Origin of the sequence: Thermosynechococcus sp. HN-54 (assembly GCF_023650955.1) — a bacterium.
GTDB lineage: Bacteria > Cyanobacteriota > Cyanobacteriia > Thermosynechococcales > Thermosynechococcaceae > Thermosynechococcus.
The window spans coordinates 97,068-112,618 of record NZ_CP098039.1 but is presented as its reverse complement, the minus strand read 5'-3'; the positions used below and the strand labels follow the sequence as shown (position 1 = coordinate 112,618).

Sequence of the window (15,551 nt, the reverse complement as noted above, 5' to 3'; positions counted from 1 at the left end):
AAATGTCAAATCTGACCTAAATTTTAGCACATAAGGGTTATAGGCGATTCTAGGAAATTTTCAGGCTGTATTTGAGTGGGGGATGCAGGGCTAATTGTTATCGGGGGGGCAACGGCCACAGGTAAAACGGTGCTGGCGATCGCCCTCGCGCAGCAATTGAACAGTGTGATTTTGAGTGCCGACTCCCGCCAAGTCTATCGCGGCTTTGATATTGGCACCGCCAAGCCCACCCCAGCCCAGCAACAGCAGGTGCCTCACCACCTCATTGATATTTGTGACCCCCGCGATACTTTGACCCTAGCGATTTACCAAGCCAAAGCCCAAGCCCTGATTGCCCACTACCACGCCCAAGGAATCACGCCCCTCTTGGTGGGGGGGACAGGCTTGTACATCCGCAGTATTACCCAGGGGCTGACGATGCCCCAAGTCCCACCGCAACCACATCTACGGGCACAGTTGATGGCGCTGGGGCAGCAGGAATGCTATCAATGGCTCCAGCAGGTGGATCCTCTGGCGGCGCAACGCATCCATGCCCACGATCAAGTGCGTACCCTGCGGGCCTTGGAAGTCTATTACGTAACGGGGGTGCCCCTCAGCCAGCAGCAGCGACGTGAACCGCCTCCCTACCCGATTTGGTACTTTGCCCTAGCGGGGGGCGATCGCCAACAGCAGCGGGCACGGATTGAAGAACGCACCCACCAGATGCTAGCCATGGGATGGCTCGATGAAATTCGGCAACTGCAAGCACAGTACGGTGATGAACTGCCCCTATTAGATACACTGGGCTATCGCGAAATGCGCCAATATCTGCGGGGAGAAGTCACACTCGCGGAGGCTATTGCCCTCACAGTGCAGCACACACAGCAATTTGCTAAACGTCAGCGGACATGGTTTCGAGCAGAACCGGGGATTCATTGGCTGCAAGCCACCACCCTAGAGGAGCAACTGGCAGAGGTTCACAGCCAACGGCACAGTTCTGCGGCAGAAGATAACTTTTAAGCATCAAGAGAGTTCAAGGCAATCGAACACCGCCGACTCAGTTCTAGTTGCACATATCGCAATTTATCTAACACCTTTCTCGCAAAATATTCAGGTATATCCCTCTTGAGTCACATTAAGAGAAGAAATTTAGAATAGGCAGAAACTATCGAGGAACCTATGTCTACCAGCAGACCTGCTCAACCCACCCTTCAGTTTGTAGAAAAGATGCCTTGGCGGACTTTCGCATGACCCGTTATGAGCAAATCGAGCAATGGTGGGAGTTAGTCATGAGGGCGTTTCTGATGGCCAGTTTATTTGCTGAGCAATTTCAACGAGTCGTGTCCGCTCACCCAGCAGCAGTTTGCGCAGCATCCTGGGTGGAATAACCAACGGAGGTGGAAGAACTTATTAAACAACCTGCGACTGATTATCCAACCCCTAATTTGCTTCAATGGGCTGAAGCGCTGGTTAGGGGTCTTTCCGATGCCATCGTTACAGTTTGGCTTTGCCCAACTCATTCATCAGATGAATGCCTTTATTTGTCCACTTTTGCATCAATGGAACCAGCAACGTATCTTTTCATCTGCCTAAAGTGACTAAAGACGGTTAGAGAGGGTATAAAGAGCGGATTTACCGACTCCCTGATGATCCATCCAGTAGCGAATGCACTTGTTGCGAATGAACTGTGCAGTGCGGATAGCTTCATCGAGGGTTTGGTATTGCGCTGGAGACCGGTGCAGGAGCTTGGCTTCTTTGACTAGCATGGGTTTATTTTATCCCATAAAAGACTATATAAAGCCACCCTATAGACCGTTAGGTTGTGCGTAGCAGGGCAGGGCTTTAGACCCAATTTTTTTGGTAAATTTTTACGGGCTTGGAGGGACTCGAACCCCCGACCTGCTGATCCGTAGTCAGCCGCTCTAATCCACTAAGCTACAAGCCCAAGTCAGGAACATTATCCTAGCATGAATTCTCAGAGATATCAAAGGGGGAACAGAAAATTTGTCCCTTGGTGTGCCATAGTCGGGAACGGAGACCCTTGACCCAAACGGATAGATGCTGAAGCAACTCCGCCGCTGGTTCCTGACCACTCCCCATCTGCCGCGATCGCTGGTGGCCTTTGGTCTGAGTCTGACTGCCCTTGCCCTGTTGGATAGCGGTGCTAACCTTGTCCTCGCTCATCTGAAAGCAACTGCCCCAAGGCTCTTTGCTGGCTTGGTTGCCGGTACCTTTGACACTGGCTTTGCCCCAGAGGTGTGGCTGTCGGTGATTGGCCTTACCCTCGGCACGTTAATCATTGTGATTTCCATTGCGGCGCAAAATATTCCCAAGATTACTGAACTGTACATGCAGGACTGGACGAGCCTGATCTATGTCTGGTGTTTGGTTTTGGGGGGTGCCCATATCTTCTACATCAAGATTTTGCAGGACTTGGGCAGGCATCCCGTTGGCAGCATCCTGTTGAATTTATACGGCCTCTTGCCCTTGGCAATTTTGACAGCGCTGCCCTACATCTTTTACATCCTTAAGTCCATCCAACCGGAAAGTGTCGTGCAGCAAATTTACCACCACCAGTATCGCTACATGACGCAACTCGGAGTTGTTCTTAAGGATGGGGTGTCCTATCAACCGCAGTTTTTGCGCCGTAGTCAAGCCCACCTGATCGCGGGATTGAACCAATTAGATGATTTGCTGGCCTATGTGGCGTTTCGGGGAGCGCAGGCCGAGATTATTGGCGCAGTCAGTGAACTGCTTCAGCACTACATCAGTTGCAAGCCCAACTATCCAGCCTATTTCTTTCGCCTCAGCGGTGCGGTGATGGGGGATATTGCCTTCAAGACGATGTTTGACCAATTTAGCCAGATTGAGGAGAACCATACCTTCTATGAGCAAAAGTGTTTTCGGCTACTAGGAAATGCCTATGTGCGCTTTTTGGAGGAGGAGCAGTTTCCTCTAGCGTCGCTGTGTGGGTCTGAGATGTGCGCGATCGCCCACCGCATTCTCAGTATGGGGGATGACACTTTGCTGGATTTAATCATTATTCGTTTCAATACGATGATGCGCTTTGCCATCAAACATGGTAGCCGTCACAATGAGGCACGCAATCTTTATAACTTGGCCTTTCACTATCGGCGGTTTATCGAAAGTCTTGTCCATTACCAGCGGCCACAGCTCACTCAAAAATGTGTGAATTATCTGCGGGCTTATGGCAATGAGGTGTATGAGTTGGCGCAAAACAGTCCTGCCCTCTACTTCATTGTTGATGTCTTTGCGGCGGAGCTAAAAAAGGTCTTGATCCTCGTGAACGAGCAGCAGTGGGAGGAACAGCTTCAACTAGAACTTCTGGAGGAAATGCTCCGCCTAGATAACCCACCGGAACTGCGGCACCCCCAAAATGGCGATCGCCCCTATGGTAAAAGCACAGGCGTCCGCCTTCTGCAAATGGGGCTAGCCCTGTTTTACCTAGCGCGGCAGCAAGCGCACTTTGCTCAGCGGATCGTTGAAGACATGGTGGAGGATGCAGCGATTCTCGGATTGGCGGGGTTTAAGCGTCTCTTTCAGCAAAATTGCGATCGCCTGCGCCACGCTCAGCCAAAGTTTTGGGAGGACACCGATCGCGGCAATGCCAATTTGTACTACTCAGAACACACCGAGCACCTTCCTGCCCTACAGACCCTTGTGGATCGCGCTTGTCACGCTCTGGAGATGGCTCAGTCGTCCTAAAGCATGGTATAGTAATAAATCTGAGGGCGAGTGGCGAAATGGTAGACGCACTACACTCAAAATGTAGCGGGGTTTCCCCATGTCAGTTCGAGTCTGACCTCGCCCATTGACTAACCACCACCAAAGACTTGGATATTGGCAAAAGCACAGACGGGGGAAGCATGACCCACACGAATGGCTTGGTTGGGTTCGCCTTTGCCACAAAATGGTGTACCAAAAATACCAAAGGTGGAGGCATCGCCCACGGCAATGAGACTGTGCCAAAATTCGGGCGTAGTACCGCGGTAGTTGGGATTGCGCAGTGTGCGGCTGAGGCGGCCATTTTCAATGAGCTTGGCATATTCACAGCCAAACTGAAATTTGAGCCGATAATCATCAATTGACCAAGAGCGATTGGACTCCATGTACACCCCTGACTCAATGTTGCCGATGATCTCGGCAAAGGACTGTGTGCCCGGCTCGATATTCAGATTGGCCATACGGTCAATGGGGGGACGATTCCAAGAACAGGCACGGGCATTGGCAACTCCGGCAACCCCGGCTCGCTGCTGACTTTCAAGGCTGCCCAAACCCCGCAGCAGGCGTCCTTCCTTGATGAGATAGATGCGTTCAGCCGGCACCCCCAAGTCATCAAAGGCGTAGCTGGCCAGCTCACCGGCAACGGTCGGATCAAACGTGACATTCAAGAGGGGGGAACCGTACTGCCGCTGACCAAAGTCCTCAAGGCGAATAAAGCTACTGCCGGCATAGTTGCGTTCATCGCCCAAAATGCGGTCTAGCTCTAGGGGGTGGCCGATGCTCTCGTGGATTTGCAGCATCATTTGATCGGGGGCAAGTACCAGCGTTGTTGTTGTTTCTGGGCACTCTTGGGCACTGAGGAGTTCAACGGCCTGCTCGCCAATGTGGCGGGCGCGATCGCTCAATTGATCAGCAGTGAGCCACTCTAGCCCCCCTTGATAGCAGCGGGCTAGCCAACCATGATCGGTTCGCTGCTGAACCACCCCTGCCCCCTGAGCCGTGGCGCTCATGTCAGTGAGCACTTGATAAAACTGCTGTTCAACTTCACCGCCATCACTAGTGAGCCACTGGCTGGTGGTTTCTACGGTTTGCACAAAGGCACGGGTTTGCACAATCTCATCACTCACCTTGAGGCTATGGCAAATGTCCTTGAGGAGGTGATTCAACTCAGCTGCTGAAAGGTGATCAAAGGGCTGCTGTTGGGGCGATCGATAGTGTCCTTTGCCCTTGCCCCGTGCAGCGGGGGTAAAGTTAAAGACTCGCCAATGGGCAGCAGTTTTCGCCTGTTGATAGGCTTGCTGAATCGCCCGATGGATAACACTGGGGTGCAAATCTGGGGTTGCGGTATAGGCAAATTGACCATTGACGAGCACCTCGACCATGACACCCCGTTGGCGCGATCGCTGGTTCACTTCAGGATGACCATCCCGAGCACTGCGAGTCGTAACAATCTCCTCAACGTAACGCAGCCCTAGCCAATCGAGGGGTAAATCAATCTGATTCAAAATAGCAGTCAAATTCGGTGCAGTCATGGCAGCGTGCTACTTTAAGGAATGGTGAAATCTGCTTCTTTTCCTATGCTAACGGCTTTTACTGCGGGGCTGACCCTAATCACGATTTCTGAGCTAGGCGACAAGACTTTCTTTATTGCCATGATTCTAGCGACCCGTCATAGCAAGCGGTGGGTCTTCCTTGGGTCATGGGCAGCTCTCATTGTGATGACGCTGCTCTCAGTGGCCGTGGGCAAGGTTTTTCAGCTTTTACCTAAATCGTTTACCTTTTACGCCGCAATTCTCCTATTCACGGTTTTTGGTCTCAAGATGTTGTTCCAAGGCTGGCGGATGGGAAATAGCCCCTGTGAGGACGAGTGTGAAGCGGCAGTGGAAACAGTTGAAAAAGCGGAAGCCAATCTCAGCCGTTGGGGCAGTAACCCTGCTTGGGCAACTTTTGTGGAGGCCTTTAGTCTCACCTTTGTTGCTGAATGGGGCGATCGCACCCAAATCACCACGATTACCCTTGCGGCCGCTAGCCATGCTTTGGGCGTTGCCGTCGGTGCCATTGTTGGCCACGGGATTTGTGCCGCGATCGCTGTCCTCGGCGGCGGCCTCATGGCTGGACGCATCTCAGAGCGGACACTGACATTGGGGGGTGGTGCTTTATTTTTAATCTTTGCGATTGTCACCGCCTTGCAAGGGATGCCAGAGCTTTCTTGAGCCTTAATGATGCTGCTGCCAATTCAGGATCTGTCATCAGTTAGAGGAGACGGCCAGAGGTGGCAAACTCCTGCACCGCAGTGAGAATAAAGTCCTCAAGGGAGCGCACCCCCGTTAAATCCTCAAGCACTTTTGGTAGGTTGTCTTGGATTTTTTCACGGATGAACTGGTGATAGTCAGCGTTTTGACCTAGTTCAATGGCCTTTTGAATATAGGTAGAGACATCTGGAGCAATTAATTCGGGTAGCCCTAAGAGTGTGAGAATGGCAGCGGTATGCCGCCCCCGCATAAAGCGTCCCGGTGTGGTCACCATAGGGACTTGAGCATAGTACAAGGCTTCGAGGGTAGAGTTTCCCCCCGACCATTCTAGACTGTCTAAAAAAATATCAAGACAATGCAACATGGACGTAAAACCGTAGAAGTTTAGGGGGCGTGAGAAAAAGCAGTACTCCCTATAGTCAAAGTTTCTGGCTGCAAAGGCACGTTCTAGACGTTGTTCAAACCGCTGGCGGCTATTTTTGGTCATCAAGTGGCTAATAAAGACAAATTGGCAATTGCCTACCGCTGCGGCAATTTCTGGGTAGATGTTGTCAAACTGTGGCAGGTACTTAAAGACACTTTGAAGGCAACCGTAGATAACGCCATCACCTTTGAGGCCAAATTCCTCGCGGGTAATGGGCGATCGTGGGTCTGGCGGCAGCGGACTAAAGGCAATTCCCAGATTTTTCAGCCTCACCAGCTTTTCTGTGTAATGCTTGTCTCCATCAGGCGGCTCCATCAACTCACTGCTGAGGAAATAGTCAATCGTCGGCAGGCCAGAGGTGTCGGGATGCCCCCAAGACATACATTGAATCGGCGCTAGTTTTAGAGCAGCAATCTTCATCAGTTCCAGATCCATCCCCAGTTCCGGGAAAATCACCAGATGCAATTGATCAGCACGGATTTGCTCAAACCATTCTTGGGGTGATTTGCTGCCCATGACAAAGCGATGACAGTAGGTTTTTGCTTGCTCCGTACAGCGATCGCGATAATCTCGCACGTAGTAGCCATAAAGCTGAAATTGTTTTCGATCAAGATGTTTAAGCCAGCCGTGAAGCATCAATTTCCAAACCGTATGCTCACGAAAGTGACCAGAAACAAATCCAATCCGCAATGGCTCATTGGCCTTCACTGGTGGCATTGGTGGGCATTCTTTGGCAGATGGAATGACACTGGTCATAATTTCATGGAGCATCTGCCCGTACTGCTGCTGGACATCACGGGTTTCCTCCCCTTGGTAGGGCAATAAAAATGTGCCCACATTCCCTAGCCATTTAGAGAGATATTGTTTTTTATCTAGAGATAAATTTTGAAATGTTTGATAGAACTCGGCAACCGATTCTCGGATTCTTTGGCGGCAATCCTGTAGCTCTTCTACATCTTTATAAACGTAAATCAAGTACCTCGTACACTTGAGAAAGTCAATGCCAATTTGCCAGTCAGGTCTGATTTCAATAGCTTTTTCATAGGCTGCGATAGCCTTTTCAAAATCACTATCAATCCCATTAATGATTCCCAGAAGGTACCAACATCTGGCTAGACTGGGATCTATCGCTAAGGCATGCTTGAGAGCTGCGATCACTGCTCGATAGTAGTTCTGATGCCACTTAGTTAATCGCTAGCTTTTCCCATCCTTTGGCAAAGGCAAGATGACTTTTTTGCTGAGCCGTCTGTTGAATAAATGCCTCGATGCACCCCATCGTTAAAATCCTAGCAATCCCGACGGTATAAGCGCAGATATTTGAGGATGATCTCCCGTGCTTTGGGGCGGAAATCTCGCTTTAGTTGCCGATTTTCATCCACCCGATTGACAGCTTGCCACACTTGGCACCAACTCACGTCAAATAGGGTTTGTGCCTCCACAAGGCCGCGTACTAGAGCGATCGTGTAGCTCTGGGGGTCACGTTCCTGTGCTGCATTCAAAAAAGGCATCCCCCGTTGCGGTTGAAAATAGTTATCCATTGCGGTTAGATACCCTAGAGCCATCAACTCATCAGCGGTAAGGCTCTCCAGTGGGATATGTTCAGGAGTGGTGCCGTGTCTTAGGGCAAGATAGGCGCGGTAGGCTTGGCCATTGGTTTTGCCGTTAAAATCCCAGCCGAGGGCGTTGATCAGGGCAGCTTTGTGATCTGTGGGCACCTGCGGCGAGGAGAGCCACTCCGACATTTTCAAATCAAGGCGGCCACTGCGCTTGGCTCGCATCACCATGGGCACATCGGTATAGGCTTCGTAGAAGGGAGTGGAGGTTAAGGGTGAATCTGCTCGACCACTGTGCTGAAGGCAGACCACCGTTGTCAGGGCAAGGGCAGTCGCTAAAAGAGGAGATTTCATGGACTTGGCCTCTATACAGTTATTGGGTTTGCAGTTGCGATAGACCCGCCCCCGGATAGTAGGTGCCTAAAATTTGCAGGTAGTTGTAGCCGCGCTTGCCCAGTTCATAGGCACCGGTCTGACTCATCCCACGTCCGGCAAACACATCCCGCACAATGTCGTTGGTTGCTGCATACATCGAAACCATCACTCGTCCACTTTTGGTGAGAACAATACCCCGCGTGGCTTGCACTGCTGCTTGAGTGGTGTTCCACTCCGTTTCAATCCCACGATACACTTGCCAACGCTCATCGTTTCCTAGATCAAAAAAGCGGCTGGCGGGTTGAAACATTTGGGCAAGGGCGTAGGAACGGGCGGCGATCGCTTGGGCTTTGAGGGTCTCCATCGGCCAGTCGGGATAGACCTCTGCACCCACAACACTCACGAGGTATTGTTCCAAGTCCACTTGATTGACGGCTGTAACCGTGTTTCCCTGAGCAATGAGGCGGACAACCCCACGATACCATTTATCGCCAACAAACGTGAGGTAATTACTGGGGCGAATCCAGAGGGAGGGGGCAAGGGGTTGGCCATTCCAGAGCAAAAGACCCGCCTGAGCCATCACTACGACCCCTTGGGAAGGGGCAAGCTGGGTCATTACTTGCTGTTGATCATTCGTAACGGCGGCGGCCACTGTAGTGCCAACGGTCAGTTGATGTTGATCGCGGGCGATCGCCACCCGCACTTGAGGGGCAGGGCCTTGGCTAGGGGGTACCGGTTGCAGCGCCGCTGGGGGCGTTATCGGTAGCATCGTCTTGGCGTAGTTGGAGGCAGCGACTGCGTGCTGAGGGGGGTTGCTGGGCAGGGGAGCCAGTAAGGGATCGCGGCCATCTAAAATTCGTCGGGGCAGAGGCCGTTGGGGTTTAACGGGATCCGGTAAAGGAAGGGGTTCCGACAGGGAAACAGGTGGGGGGGATAAACTTCGCAACAACCCGACGCCTAAGCCAGCACTAGTCGCAGTGGCCATCACCAATGAAATGAGCAAGGGTGCGTGTCCTTGCTTTGTCCCATGGAACAGAACCCAGCCCATTTAGGTTTTATCTCCACTAGCACCTCGCCTATTGTATAGGGGAGTATGGAATTTGCCATACAGGTTTGCTGATTTAGGACAGAGACTGGGCGGCCACCTGCTGGAGCCACTGCTCAACCCTATCCCCATACACGCCCAAGCTGTACTCCTGTTCTGCCTGCTGCCGACAGGCTGCCCGATCAATTTGCTCAATTTTGCCAATGGCAGTAATCAAGGCCTCGACCGAATCAGGCGTCACGAGAAAGCCAGTTTCACCATTGCGGACAATTTCGCTCGGCCCACCGCGATCGTAGGCGATGACGGGGACACCACAGGCAAGGCTTTCAATGATAACGTTGCCAAAGGCTTCGACCCAGCGGGAGGTGAGCAGGAGGGCGCGACACCGCCGCAAGCGTGCTTGCATTTCCCGTGTCGGGAAAAACCCCAGATATTCAATGGGGGCATCGGGGTAGTCGGCTTGAATGCGCTGCCAATAGTCCATATCTTGCAGTTGCCCCATGATTTTCAAAGGGGTACCGGTGACATTGACCGCAGCAACGGCATCTTCTAAGCCCTTTTCGGGAGCAATCCGCCCCAGCCAGCACAGGGCATCCTCTGGCTCTGCACAAAAGTCATAGAGGGAAAGATCAAGACCACTGCCCAAACAGACACAGCGATCGCCAAAGGGAAAAGTAGCGGCTTGGGTACGGGTATAGACGCTAATGGTTCCCGGATATTCGTCAATGACACGGGCGATCGCCTGATCCATGACATCAGAAACCGAGGCCATGCTCACTAGATGCGCCACAGGACGGCTGAGAAAAGGCGTCAGGTAAAAAGGCAGCCAGTCGTAGGCAAAATTGACAATGACATCAAATTGATGCTGGCGCTGTCGCACCCGTGCCCACATGTTGGCTAACACACTATTGACTGGCAGGGTAATGGGTTGATCGCGGCTTTGATGCTGCGCCGGCACTTGAAGAGTACCCGGCACCGGTTCAATAGTAGCCATCACCGGCAAGTGGGAACCCTCCGGGGCAAGGATATGGATTGAGTGCTGGCGATCGCCCAAGGCCTGAGCCATATTGAGGATCGTCAGTTCCACACCGCCCCCTTTTCCTGTTCCCAGAGGGCCGACCGAGGTGGAGACAAAAAGCAGCTTCAGAGGTCAACTCCTAGCGAAGAGCCTCAGCACCCGCCACCACTTCGAGAATCTCTTGGGTAATGGCAGCTTGACGCGCTTTGTTGTAGGAGAGAGTCAGGGTACCAATCAGTGCTTGGGCATTGTCACTGGCGTTATTCATTGCCGTCATCCGTGCTGCCAATTCCGAGGCGGCGGCCTCTTGCAGTGCCCGTAGCAACTGGTTATTCAAGTACAGGGGCAGCAGGGCGTCGAGAATTTGCACTGGATCCTGCTCAAAAATCATGTCGGGGGGTAGAGCGGGCAGCGTCGAGGTCACTTTCTCGCGGTTGACTTCCAAATGGGAGCCACGGGTGGTCAGGCGGAAAATTTCATCATCCGCAGTCTCTAGTCCTTGGGGATCCAAGGGCAACAGGGTTTGGACAACGGGTTTTGAACTGATGAGGGAGACAAACTTGGTGTAGATTAGCTCTACCCGATCCACCGTTTCCGAAAGAAACAGGGAGAGCAACTCACTGGCAATTTGACCCGCTTCACTGGCGGAGGGGATTTGCTCTAGGCCAGAATAGACTGCATCAATGGGATAATCACGGCGCTGGAAGTATTGAGCGGCCTTGCGACCAACAATCACCAGAATATATTTGATGCCCTCGGCTTCCAGTTCTTGGGTGCGTTCTTTAGCCCGCCGAATGACATTGGTGTTATAACCGCCGCAGAGTCCGCGATCGCCCGTCACCACCAAGAGCGCCACCGTCTTCACAGGACGCTTGGCCAATAGCGGTAAATTGGCATCCTCAAAGCGGAGTCGGGTCTGCAAGCCATAGAGTACCTGCGCCAAGCGATCGGCAAAGGGACGGCTCGCCATCACTTGCTCTTGAGCACGGCGAACTTTTGCTGCTGCCACGAGGCGCATAGCTTCGGTGATTTTGCGGGTATCTTTAATCGTTTTGATGCGATCGCGAATAGCTTTGAGATTGGGCACGGTAATTTAAACTCCTAAGCAAAGCGTCCCTGCCCTAAGATTTTAGCCCAGAGGGGGATCGCCTAAGCAGTCTTTTGCTCGGCGGTTGACCCCCCCTTACCAGCCAGCGTTGTGATCACGGGAATGGCCAAAGCGGCGATCGGGGGAATGAGGCGGCCAATGGGCTGCGGTAGATTCAAGCTCACGCTCAAGGCGCAGACGACTGTTGCTGCAATGCCACTGATCCACAGTACCTTTTCTCGCTGCTGTTGTTGTCGCTTCAGTTGGCGATTTTCCTGCGCTGCAAGGGTGAGTTCGGTGGGAACAGCGGTTGCGGATTGGTTGCGCAGCACCTCTAAATCGTGCTGCAGACCGTACAGTTCATTTTGCGCTTGGGCAAGTTCCTCTTGCAGGCGATCGCGCTCCCCTTCCACTTGGGTTAATTGGCGTGTCACTTCTGCCAATCGTTGAGCAAGGCCTACGTCAGGTGGATTGCTTAGGAGTGCTGTATCTTCCAAGGGAGCGGGTGGTGAAGCAGCCAAGAGCGTTTGAATTTGCTGTTCGAGAGCGGCCTTTTCTGTTTGCAGTGAGGCAAGCTGGTTTTGGAGTTCCTGCACTTGGGAGGCTTGAAGTTGCAGTGCAGCCAGTTGCTGCTGAAGTTCCTCTTGCTGAATGAGTGCTTGAGCCAGTTCCTGTTCGAGGGTTTGCCGGAGGCCACTCAAGGTGGTATTTTCCTCCCTGAGGCGAGCAATTTCAGTTTCAAGGGAGGCGGCTGCTACAGTTGGCGGTGTTGCGTGCGTCTCTAATTCTTTGAGCTTGGCTAGGAGGGCTTCATGATCCTGCCGAAGACGGTCAAGCTCTTGGCTCAGGTGATCCCGCTGCTGTTGAACGTTGTTCAGTTCTGCGGTGAGCTGGCTAATTTGCTCCTGTAGGGCTTGGTTTTGGGCGATCGCTCGCTGTTCTGCGGTAAGGGTGAGCGACTCCAATTCAGCCGTCAGGGAGTTTAGATCAATATCCTGTGCGGGAGGCTCGTCCAACTCACCCAAATCACTGATGATGTTTTCTAGGAGGTCGTCGGGTTGGTTGCTAGGGGGTTCTGGACTGGCCATGATCCTAATACCTGCGCAAGTGCTAAGAATTGCTCCAATTATAGCGATCGCTGCCTCTATCCTCTAGGCTAGAAGGCGTGCATTCCTGAACCAACTAGACCAAAATGCTCAAACGCGAACTGGGACTGCGGGGCGCCATTTTAATGGGGCTAGGCTCAATGATTGGTACGGGGCTGTTTGTCAGTTTAGGCATTGCCACTGACCTCGCCGGCCCTTGGGTGTTGATAGCCCTGATCCTAGCAGCAACGATCGCTCTGTGTAATGGCCTCAGTAGTGCCCGATTGGCCGCCTCCCATCCTGTGAGTGGGGGCACTTACGAGTATGGGTATCGCTATCTTTCTCCCCCTTTCGGCTTTACAGCGGGGTGGATGTTTTTACTGGCTAAATGCGCTTCCGCAGCCACTGCTGCCCTTGGATCTATGGCTTATCTCTTCCAATGGCTCGGCCTAGAAGACAACAGCGGGCGCTGGCAAGTCATGGCTGCTCTGGGGCTACTGGCGGTCTTGACCTGCGTGGTGCTTTTGGGGATCCGGCGATCGGCTCAAGTGAATTTCGTGATTCTCCTTGTCACGTTCACCAGCGTGTTGCTCTTTGTCCTACTAGGCATTGGCCATCTCCAACAGCAAGGAGGGTCACTTTGGTCGGCAGCATCGCAACCGCTCTCGCTCAAGAATCTTCTCCAAGCAACGGCACTGCTCTTTGTCGCCTATGCCGGCTATGCCCGTATTGCTGTGCTGGCGGAGGAGGTCAAGACCCCCCGTCGAACCATTCCCCGCGCTATTTTGCTCACCATTGCCATTGTTTTGCTGTTGTACCTGAGTGTCACCTTCGTTGTCCTCGGCAGTCACGATCTAGCGAACCGCACAACTGCTGCCTCCCTAGAGGTTGTAGCTAGTACCTTTGGCGTGCCTTGGCTACGCCCTTTCATTGCTTTGGGGGCGATCGCTGCCATGGTGGGGATTTTGCTGAACCTATTGCTGGGTCTCTCCCGCGTGGTTTTGGCAATGGCAAGACGGCGAGACTTACCTCCCCTGCTGGCTCAGATTCCAGCTAAGGGAAAACAACCTATCGCTGCCATCCTGACTGTCAGTGGGGGCATTGCCCTATTGATCTTGATTGGCAATGTGAAAACGACGTGGTCGTTTAGTGCCTTTAGCGTCCTGATTTACTACGCCATTACCAACCTTGCCACACTGCAACTGGAGGAGCCACAATTTCCCCGCTGGCTTGCCGTTGCAGGTTTAATCAGCTGTCTAGGGCTGGCCTTTTGGGTCGAAGTCGAGGTGTGGCTATCGGGGTGTGGTCTCATTCTTCTTGGACTTGCTTGGCACTATTGGGTGCGGAGGGCAAAGGCCGTTTGAAAGTCGCGACGGGTCATCGGTTGCGTCACCTCTAGGCCTTCACCCCCCAAGACGCGCAGGGGTTCACCGCCAATGGAAATCCAAACCGGTGCATTGGGATCATTCACTGTGGCTGTGTACAGTACCTGCCCTAACCGCGCTTGCATCGAAGCACTTCCCCCGCCCTTTGTAAATTCTGGGGAGAGATCCACATGGATGCCATCGGCTTTGACTTCTACACGATTGACGCGGGTATCTTCTGGAATGCTGGTGGTGACATCTTGATTGGCAGGACCTGCCAAGAGCCGCTCCAGACGGGATTGGATAAAGAGTTCCGGTCGAGCTGCCGCGCTATTAATACGTACCGTTGAGGGGACTAAAACCAACCTGTCTCCCTCATTTTTTACCCAAAAGATTTGGGTTTCCTGTTGCTGAGCAACTTCGGCCGGATTGGGCACCGAATCTCCCTGTCGGGGAGGATTTAGGGTTAGCCATGCTGCTGTGCCAGCCGAGGCCAGACCAATGACAGTCAGCACAATCAAGGTGGGGCGGGAGCGGGTGACTTTTGATACCATCACTATCTCTCCTTGGCGGGATGCACCTGCCTTTAGTCTAGACGCCATCATTGAAGGGCAAGGTTCCAGTGTTCAGGGCGTTAAGGCAAGCTAGAAACTTTCTAAACTAATAGGGGTAGAGTTTCCTTTTAATCCACATTTATGGTGCCAACGACCTCTCGTGCAGAAGAACTAGCTAGTGCTCTCCTTGATGCGGTTAAAATTACTCCCCAAGATTGGCATCGCCTCAAGGGGAATCGCCGTGCCCGTGCCCTCGAACAAGCAGCCGCGGCTCTTGTCTATCTCCTCAAGGAAAATGAGGCTGAAGCGTTGGCGCATCTCCAACAGGCAGTGGGTTGGCTCGATCGCTCCATTAATGCGCCTCCTTGCCCTACGCACCACCATTAACGCTGCCAGCGCCGCCACTGGGAAACCATCAGATCACTGATTACGTGCACCAGCGCCGATAGCTCCAAGCCAAGGGCGATCGCGAGTCCCCAGTGCCAGTCGATTTCCTGCCAGCGATGTAGCCATTCTTGCATGAGGGGAAGGTGTCCTGTAAATGCGGCAACCCCGGCCACAAGACCTAGTCCTAACCCCAGCCAAAGGCTCAGATAGAGCAACCGAATCATCGTGCCCACTACTGGGCCATGGGTCCAAAAGGAGCGGTGACGAAAAGCTTTTTGATAGGGTAGCCATATTCCCCGTAGCCAGCCCCAACGGTAGTAGGGCAAGGAGAGCGTATCGAGATCAGGGCTAAGGAGAAAACCACCAATACCAAAGCTACTACTGGCAATTGCCCCCCACAGCCAGTCACGGGTAAGGGCGCTCGTGGTAAAGCCAATAATTGGCATTCCGATCCACGTCAGGCGATCGTGGGTGCGACCACTGGCCATCCATTGCTCCGAAAACGCTATCTGTCCAAAGCTACGGGCTGGCACGCTGGATCATGCAATCGGAGAACCCATTGCGGGTGGTGTGCGTCTAAGTGAGCTTGAAGCAACTCGGCTGAAATTTGAATCTAACCGAGGGCGATCGCGCAAAACTAAATCGCAGGATGTGCCAGTTCACATACCTGTCCCTGATCGAGTA

The 15,551-nt window shown here is 52.9% G+C and carries 15 protein-coding genes, 2 tRNA genes and 2 pseudogenes; 7 read left to right on the top strand and 12 right to left on the bottom strand.

What is annotated here, in order from left to right; genetic code table 11:
• Window positions 1-75 precede the first annotated feature (75 nt).
• Window positions 76-999 (top strand): tRNA (adenosine(37)-N6)-dimethylallyltransferase MiaA, encoded by a 924-nt coding sequence (gene miaA, locus NBE99_RS00510; protein WP_250682581.1) that lies wholly within the window; start codon window positions 76-78, stop codon window positions 997-999.
• Between the two features lie 203 nt (window positions 1,000-1,202).
• Window positions 1,203-1,572: pseudogene (locus NBE99_RS00505) on the top strand (IS701 family transposase); the annotation flags it as partial.
• Between the two features lie 5 nt (window positions 1,573-1,577).
• Here NBE99_RS00505 and NBE99_RS00500 read toward each other — a convergent pair.
• Both NBE99_RS00500 and NBE99_RS00495 read right to left on the bottom strand, forming a co-directional pair.
• Window positions 1,578-1,745: a hypothetical protein gene (locus tag NBE99_RS00500; protein WP_250682580.1), complete on the bottom strand. Its 168-nt coding sequence runs from the start codon at window positions 1,743-1,745 to the stop codon at window positions 1,578-1,580.
• Between the two features lie 105 nt (window positions 1,746-1,850).
• Window positions 1,851-1,924 (bottom strand) — tRNA-Arg (locus NBE99_RS00495).
• A gap of 113 nt (window positions 1,925-2,037) precedes the next feature.
• Here NBE99_RS00495 and NBE99_RS00490 point away from each other — a divergent pair.
• A complete protein-coding gene (locus NBE99_RS00490) occupies window positions 2,038-3,705 on the top strand; it encodes a hypothetical protein (protein WP_250682579.1) in 1,668 nt (555 codons plus the stop codon).
• Between the two features lie 24 nt (window positions 3,706-3,729).
• A tRNA-Leu gene (locus NBE99_RS00485) sits at window positions 3,730-3,811 on the top strand.
• 4 nt (window positions 3,812-3,815) lie between these two features.
• On the opposite strand, the gene NBE99_RS00480 is transcribed toward NBE99_RS00485, so the two are convergent.
• On the bottom strand, window positions 3,816-5,255 hold the full coding sequence (locus tag NBE99_RS00480; RefSeq protein WP_250682578.1) for a TldD/PmbA family protein: 1,440 nt from the start codon (window positions 5,253-5,255) through the stop codon (window positions 3,816-3,818).
• A gap of 45 nt (window positions 5,256-5,300) precedes the next feature.
• Here NBE99_RS00480 and NBE99_RS00475 point away from each other — a divergent pair, with 45 nt between their 5' ends.
• The gene (locus NBE99_RS00475; RefSeq protein WP_250682577.1) at window positions 5,301-5,936 is read left to right on the top strand and encodes a TMEM165/GDT1 family protein; all 636 of its coding nucleotides are present in this window, start codon (window positions 5,301-5,303) and stop codon (window positions 5,934-5,936) included.
• Window positions 5,937-5,976: 40 nt separating this feature from the next.
• On the opposite strand, the gene NBE99_RS00470 is transcribed toward NBE99_RS00475, so the two are convergent.
• From NBE99_RS00470 to NBE99_RS00445, 7 genes and pseudogenes are all read right to left on the bottom strand, one after another.
• Window positions 5,977-7,236: a hypothetical protein gene (locus NBE99_RS00470; RefSeq protein WP_250682576.1), complete on the bottom strand. Its 1,260-nt coding sequence runs from the start codon at window positions 7,234-7,236 to the stop codon at window positions 5,977-5,979.
• 222 nt (window positions 7,237-7,458) lie between these two features.
• A pseudogene (locus tag NBE99_RS13385) lies at window positions 7,459-7,557 on the bottom strand (hypothetical protein); the annotation flags it as partial.
• 128 nt (window positions 7,558-7,685) lie between these two features.
• A complete protein-coding gene (locus tag NBE99_RS00465) occupies window positions 7,686-8,306 on the bottom strand; it encodes a hypothetical protein (protein ID WP_250682575.1) in 621 nt (206 codons plus the stop codon).
• A gap of 19 nt (window positions 8,307-8,325) precedes the next feature.
• Entirely contained in the window at window positions 8,326-9,330 is a 1,005-nt protein-coding gene (locus tag NBE99_RS00460; protein WP_250682574.1) for a SpoIID/LytB domain-containing protein, read from the bottom strand.
• Between the two features lie 118 nt (window positions 9,331-9,448).
• Window positions 9,449-10,438 carry a glycosyltransferase family 4 protein gene (locus NBE99_RS00455; protein WP_250683664.1) on the bottom strand — a complete coding sequence of 330 codons (990 nt, stop codon included), beginning with the start codon at window positions 10,436-10,438 and terminating at the stop codon, window positions 9,449-9,451.
• Between the two features lie 91 nt (window positions 10,439-10,529).
• The gene (locus NBE99_RS00450) at window positions 10,530-11,477 is read right to left on the bottom strand and encodes a F0F1 ATP synthase subunit gamma (RefSeq protein WP_250682573.1); all 948 of its coding nucleotides are present in this window, start codon (window positions 11,475-11,477) and stop codon (window positions 10,530-10,532) included.
• A gap of 62 nt (window positions 11,478-11,539) precedes the next feature.
• A complete protein-coding gene (locus NBE99_RS00445; RefSeq protein ID WP_250682572.1) occupies window positions 11,540-12,565 on the bottom strand; it encodes a hypothetical protein in 1,026 nt (341 codons plus the stop codon).
• Window positions 12,566-12,669: 104 nt separating this feature from the next.
• On the opposite strand from NBE99_RS00445, the gene NBE99_RS00440 reads away from it, so the two are divergent.
• A complete protein-coding gene (locus NBE99_RS00440) occupies window positions 12,670-13,926 on the top strand; it encodes an APC family permease (RefSeq protein WP_250682571.1) in 1,257 nt (418 codons plus the stop codon).
• On the opposite strand, the gene NBE99_RS00435 is transcribed toward NBE99_RS00440, so the two are convergent.
• Complete coding sequence (locus NBE99_RS00435) at window positions 13,896-14,480, bottom strand: GerMN domain-containing protein (protein WP_250682570.1); 585 nt, start codon at window positions 14,478-14,480, stop codon at window positions 13,896-13,898. The two genes, NBE99_RS00440 and NBE99_RS00435, sit on opposite strands and share 31 nt — an antisense overlap.
• 141 nt (window positions 14,481-14,621) lie before the next feature.
• On the opposite strand from NBE99_RS00435, the gene NBE99_RS00430 reads away from it, so the two are divergent.
• Complete coding sequence (locus NBE99_RS00430) at window positions 14,622-14,867, top strand: DUF6439 family protein (RefSeq protein ID WP_250682569.1); 246 nt, start codon at window positions 14,622-14,624, stop codon at window positions 14,865-14,867.
• On the opposite strand, the gene NBE99_RS00425 is transcribed toward NBE99_RS00430, so the two are convergent.
• A complete protein-coding gene (locus tag NBE99_RS00425; protein ID WP_250682568.1) occupies window positions 14,864-15,355 on the bottom strand; it encodes a metal-binding protein in 492 nt (163 codons plus the stop codon). The genes NBE99_RS00430 and NBE99_RS00425 overlap by 4 nt on opposite strands.
• Window positions 15,356-15,551: the final 196 nt, after the last annotated feature.

Excerpts from the sequence above, each read along its gene's own strand:
- NBE99_RS00490 (WP_250682579.1), top strand. The coding sequence starts at position 2,038 with ATGCTGAAGCAACTCCGCCGCTGGTTCCTGACCACTCCCCATCTGCCG.
- NBE99_RS00445 (WP_250682572.1), bottom strand. The coding sequence starts at position 12,565 with ATGGCCAGTCCAGAACCCCCTAGCAACCAACCCGACGACCTCCTAGAA.
- NBE99_RS00425 (WP_250682568.1), bottom strand. The coding sequence starts at position 15,355 with ATGGCCAGTGGTCGCACCCACGATCGCCTGACGTGGATCGGAATGCCA.
- NBE99_RS00455 (WP_250683664.1), bottom strand. The coding sequence starts at position 10,438 with ATGGCTCAGGCCTTGGGCGATCGCCAGCACTCAATCCATATCCTTGCC.
- NBE99_RS00430 (WP_250682569.1), top strand. The coding sequence starts at position 14,622 with ATGGTGCCAACGACCTCTCGTGCAGAAGAACTAGCTAGTGCTCTCCTT.
- NBE99_RS00440 (WP_250682571.1), top strand. The coding sequence starts at position 12,670 with ATGCTCAAACGCGAACTGGGACTGCGGGGCGCCATTTTAATGGGGCTA.
- NBE99_RS00435 (WP_250682570.1), bottom strand. The coding sequence starts at position 14,480 with ATGGTATCAAAAGTCACCCGCTCCCGCCCCACCTTGATTGTGCTGACT.
- NBE99_RS00465 (WP_250682575.1), bottom strand. The coding sequence starts at position 8,306 with ATGAAATCTCCTCTTTTAGCGACTGCCCTTGCCCTGACAACGGTGGTC.
- NBE99_RS00480 (WP_250682578.1), bottom strand. The coding sequence starts at position 5,255 with ATGACTGCACCGAATTTGACTGCTATTTTGAATCAGATTGATTTACCC.
- NBE99_RS00475 (WP_250682577.1), top strand. The coding sequence starts at position 5,301 with ATGCTAACGGCTTTTACTGCGGGGCTGACCCTAATCACGATTTCTGAG.
- NBE99_RS00500 (WP_250682580.1), bottom strand. The coding sequence starts at position 1,745 with ATGCTAGTCAAAGAAGCCAAGCTCCTGCACCGGTCTCCAGCGCAATAC.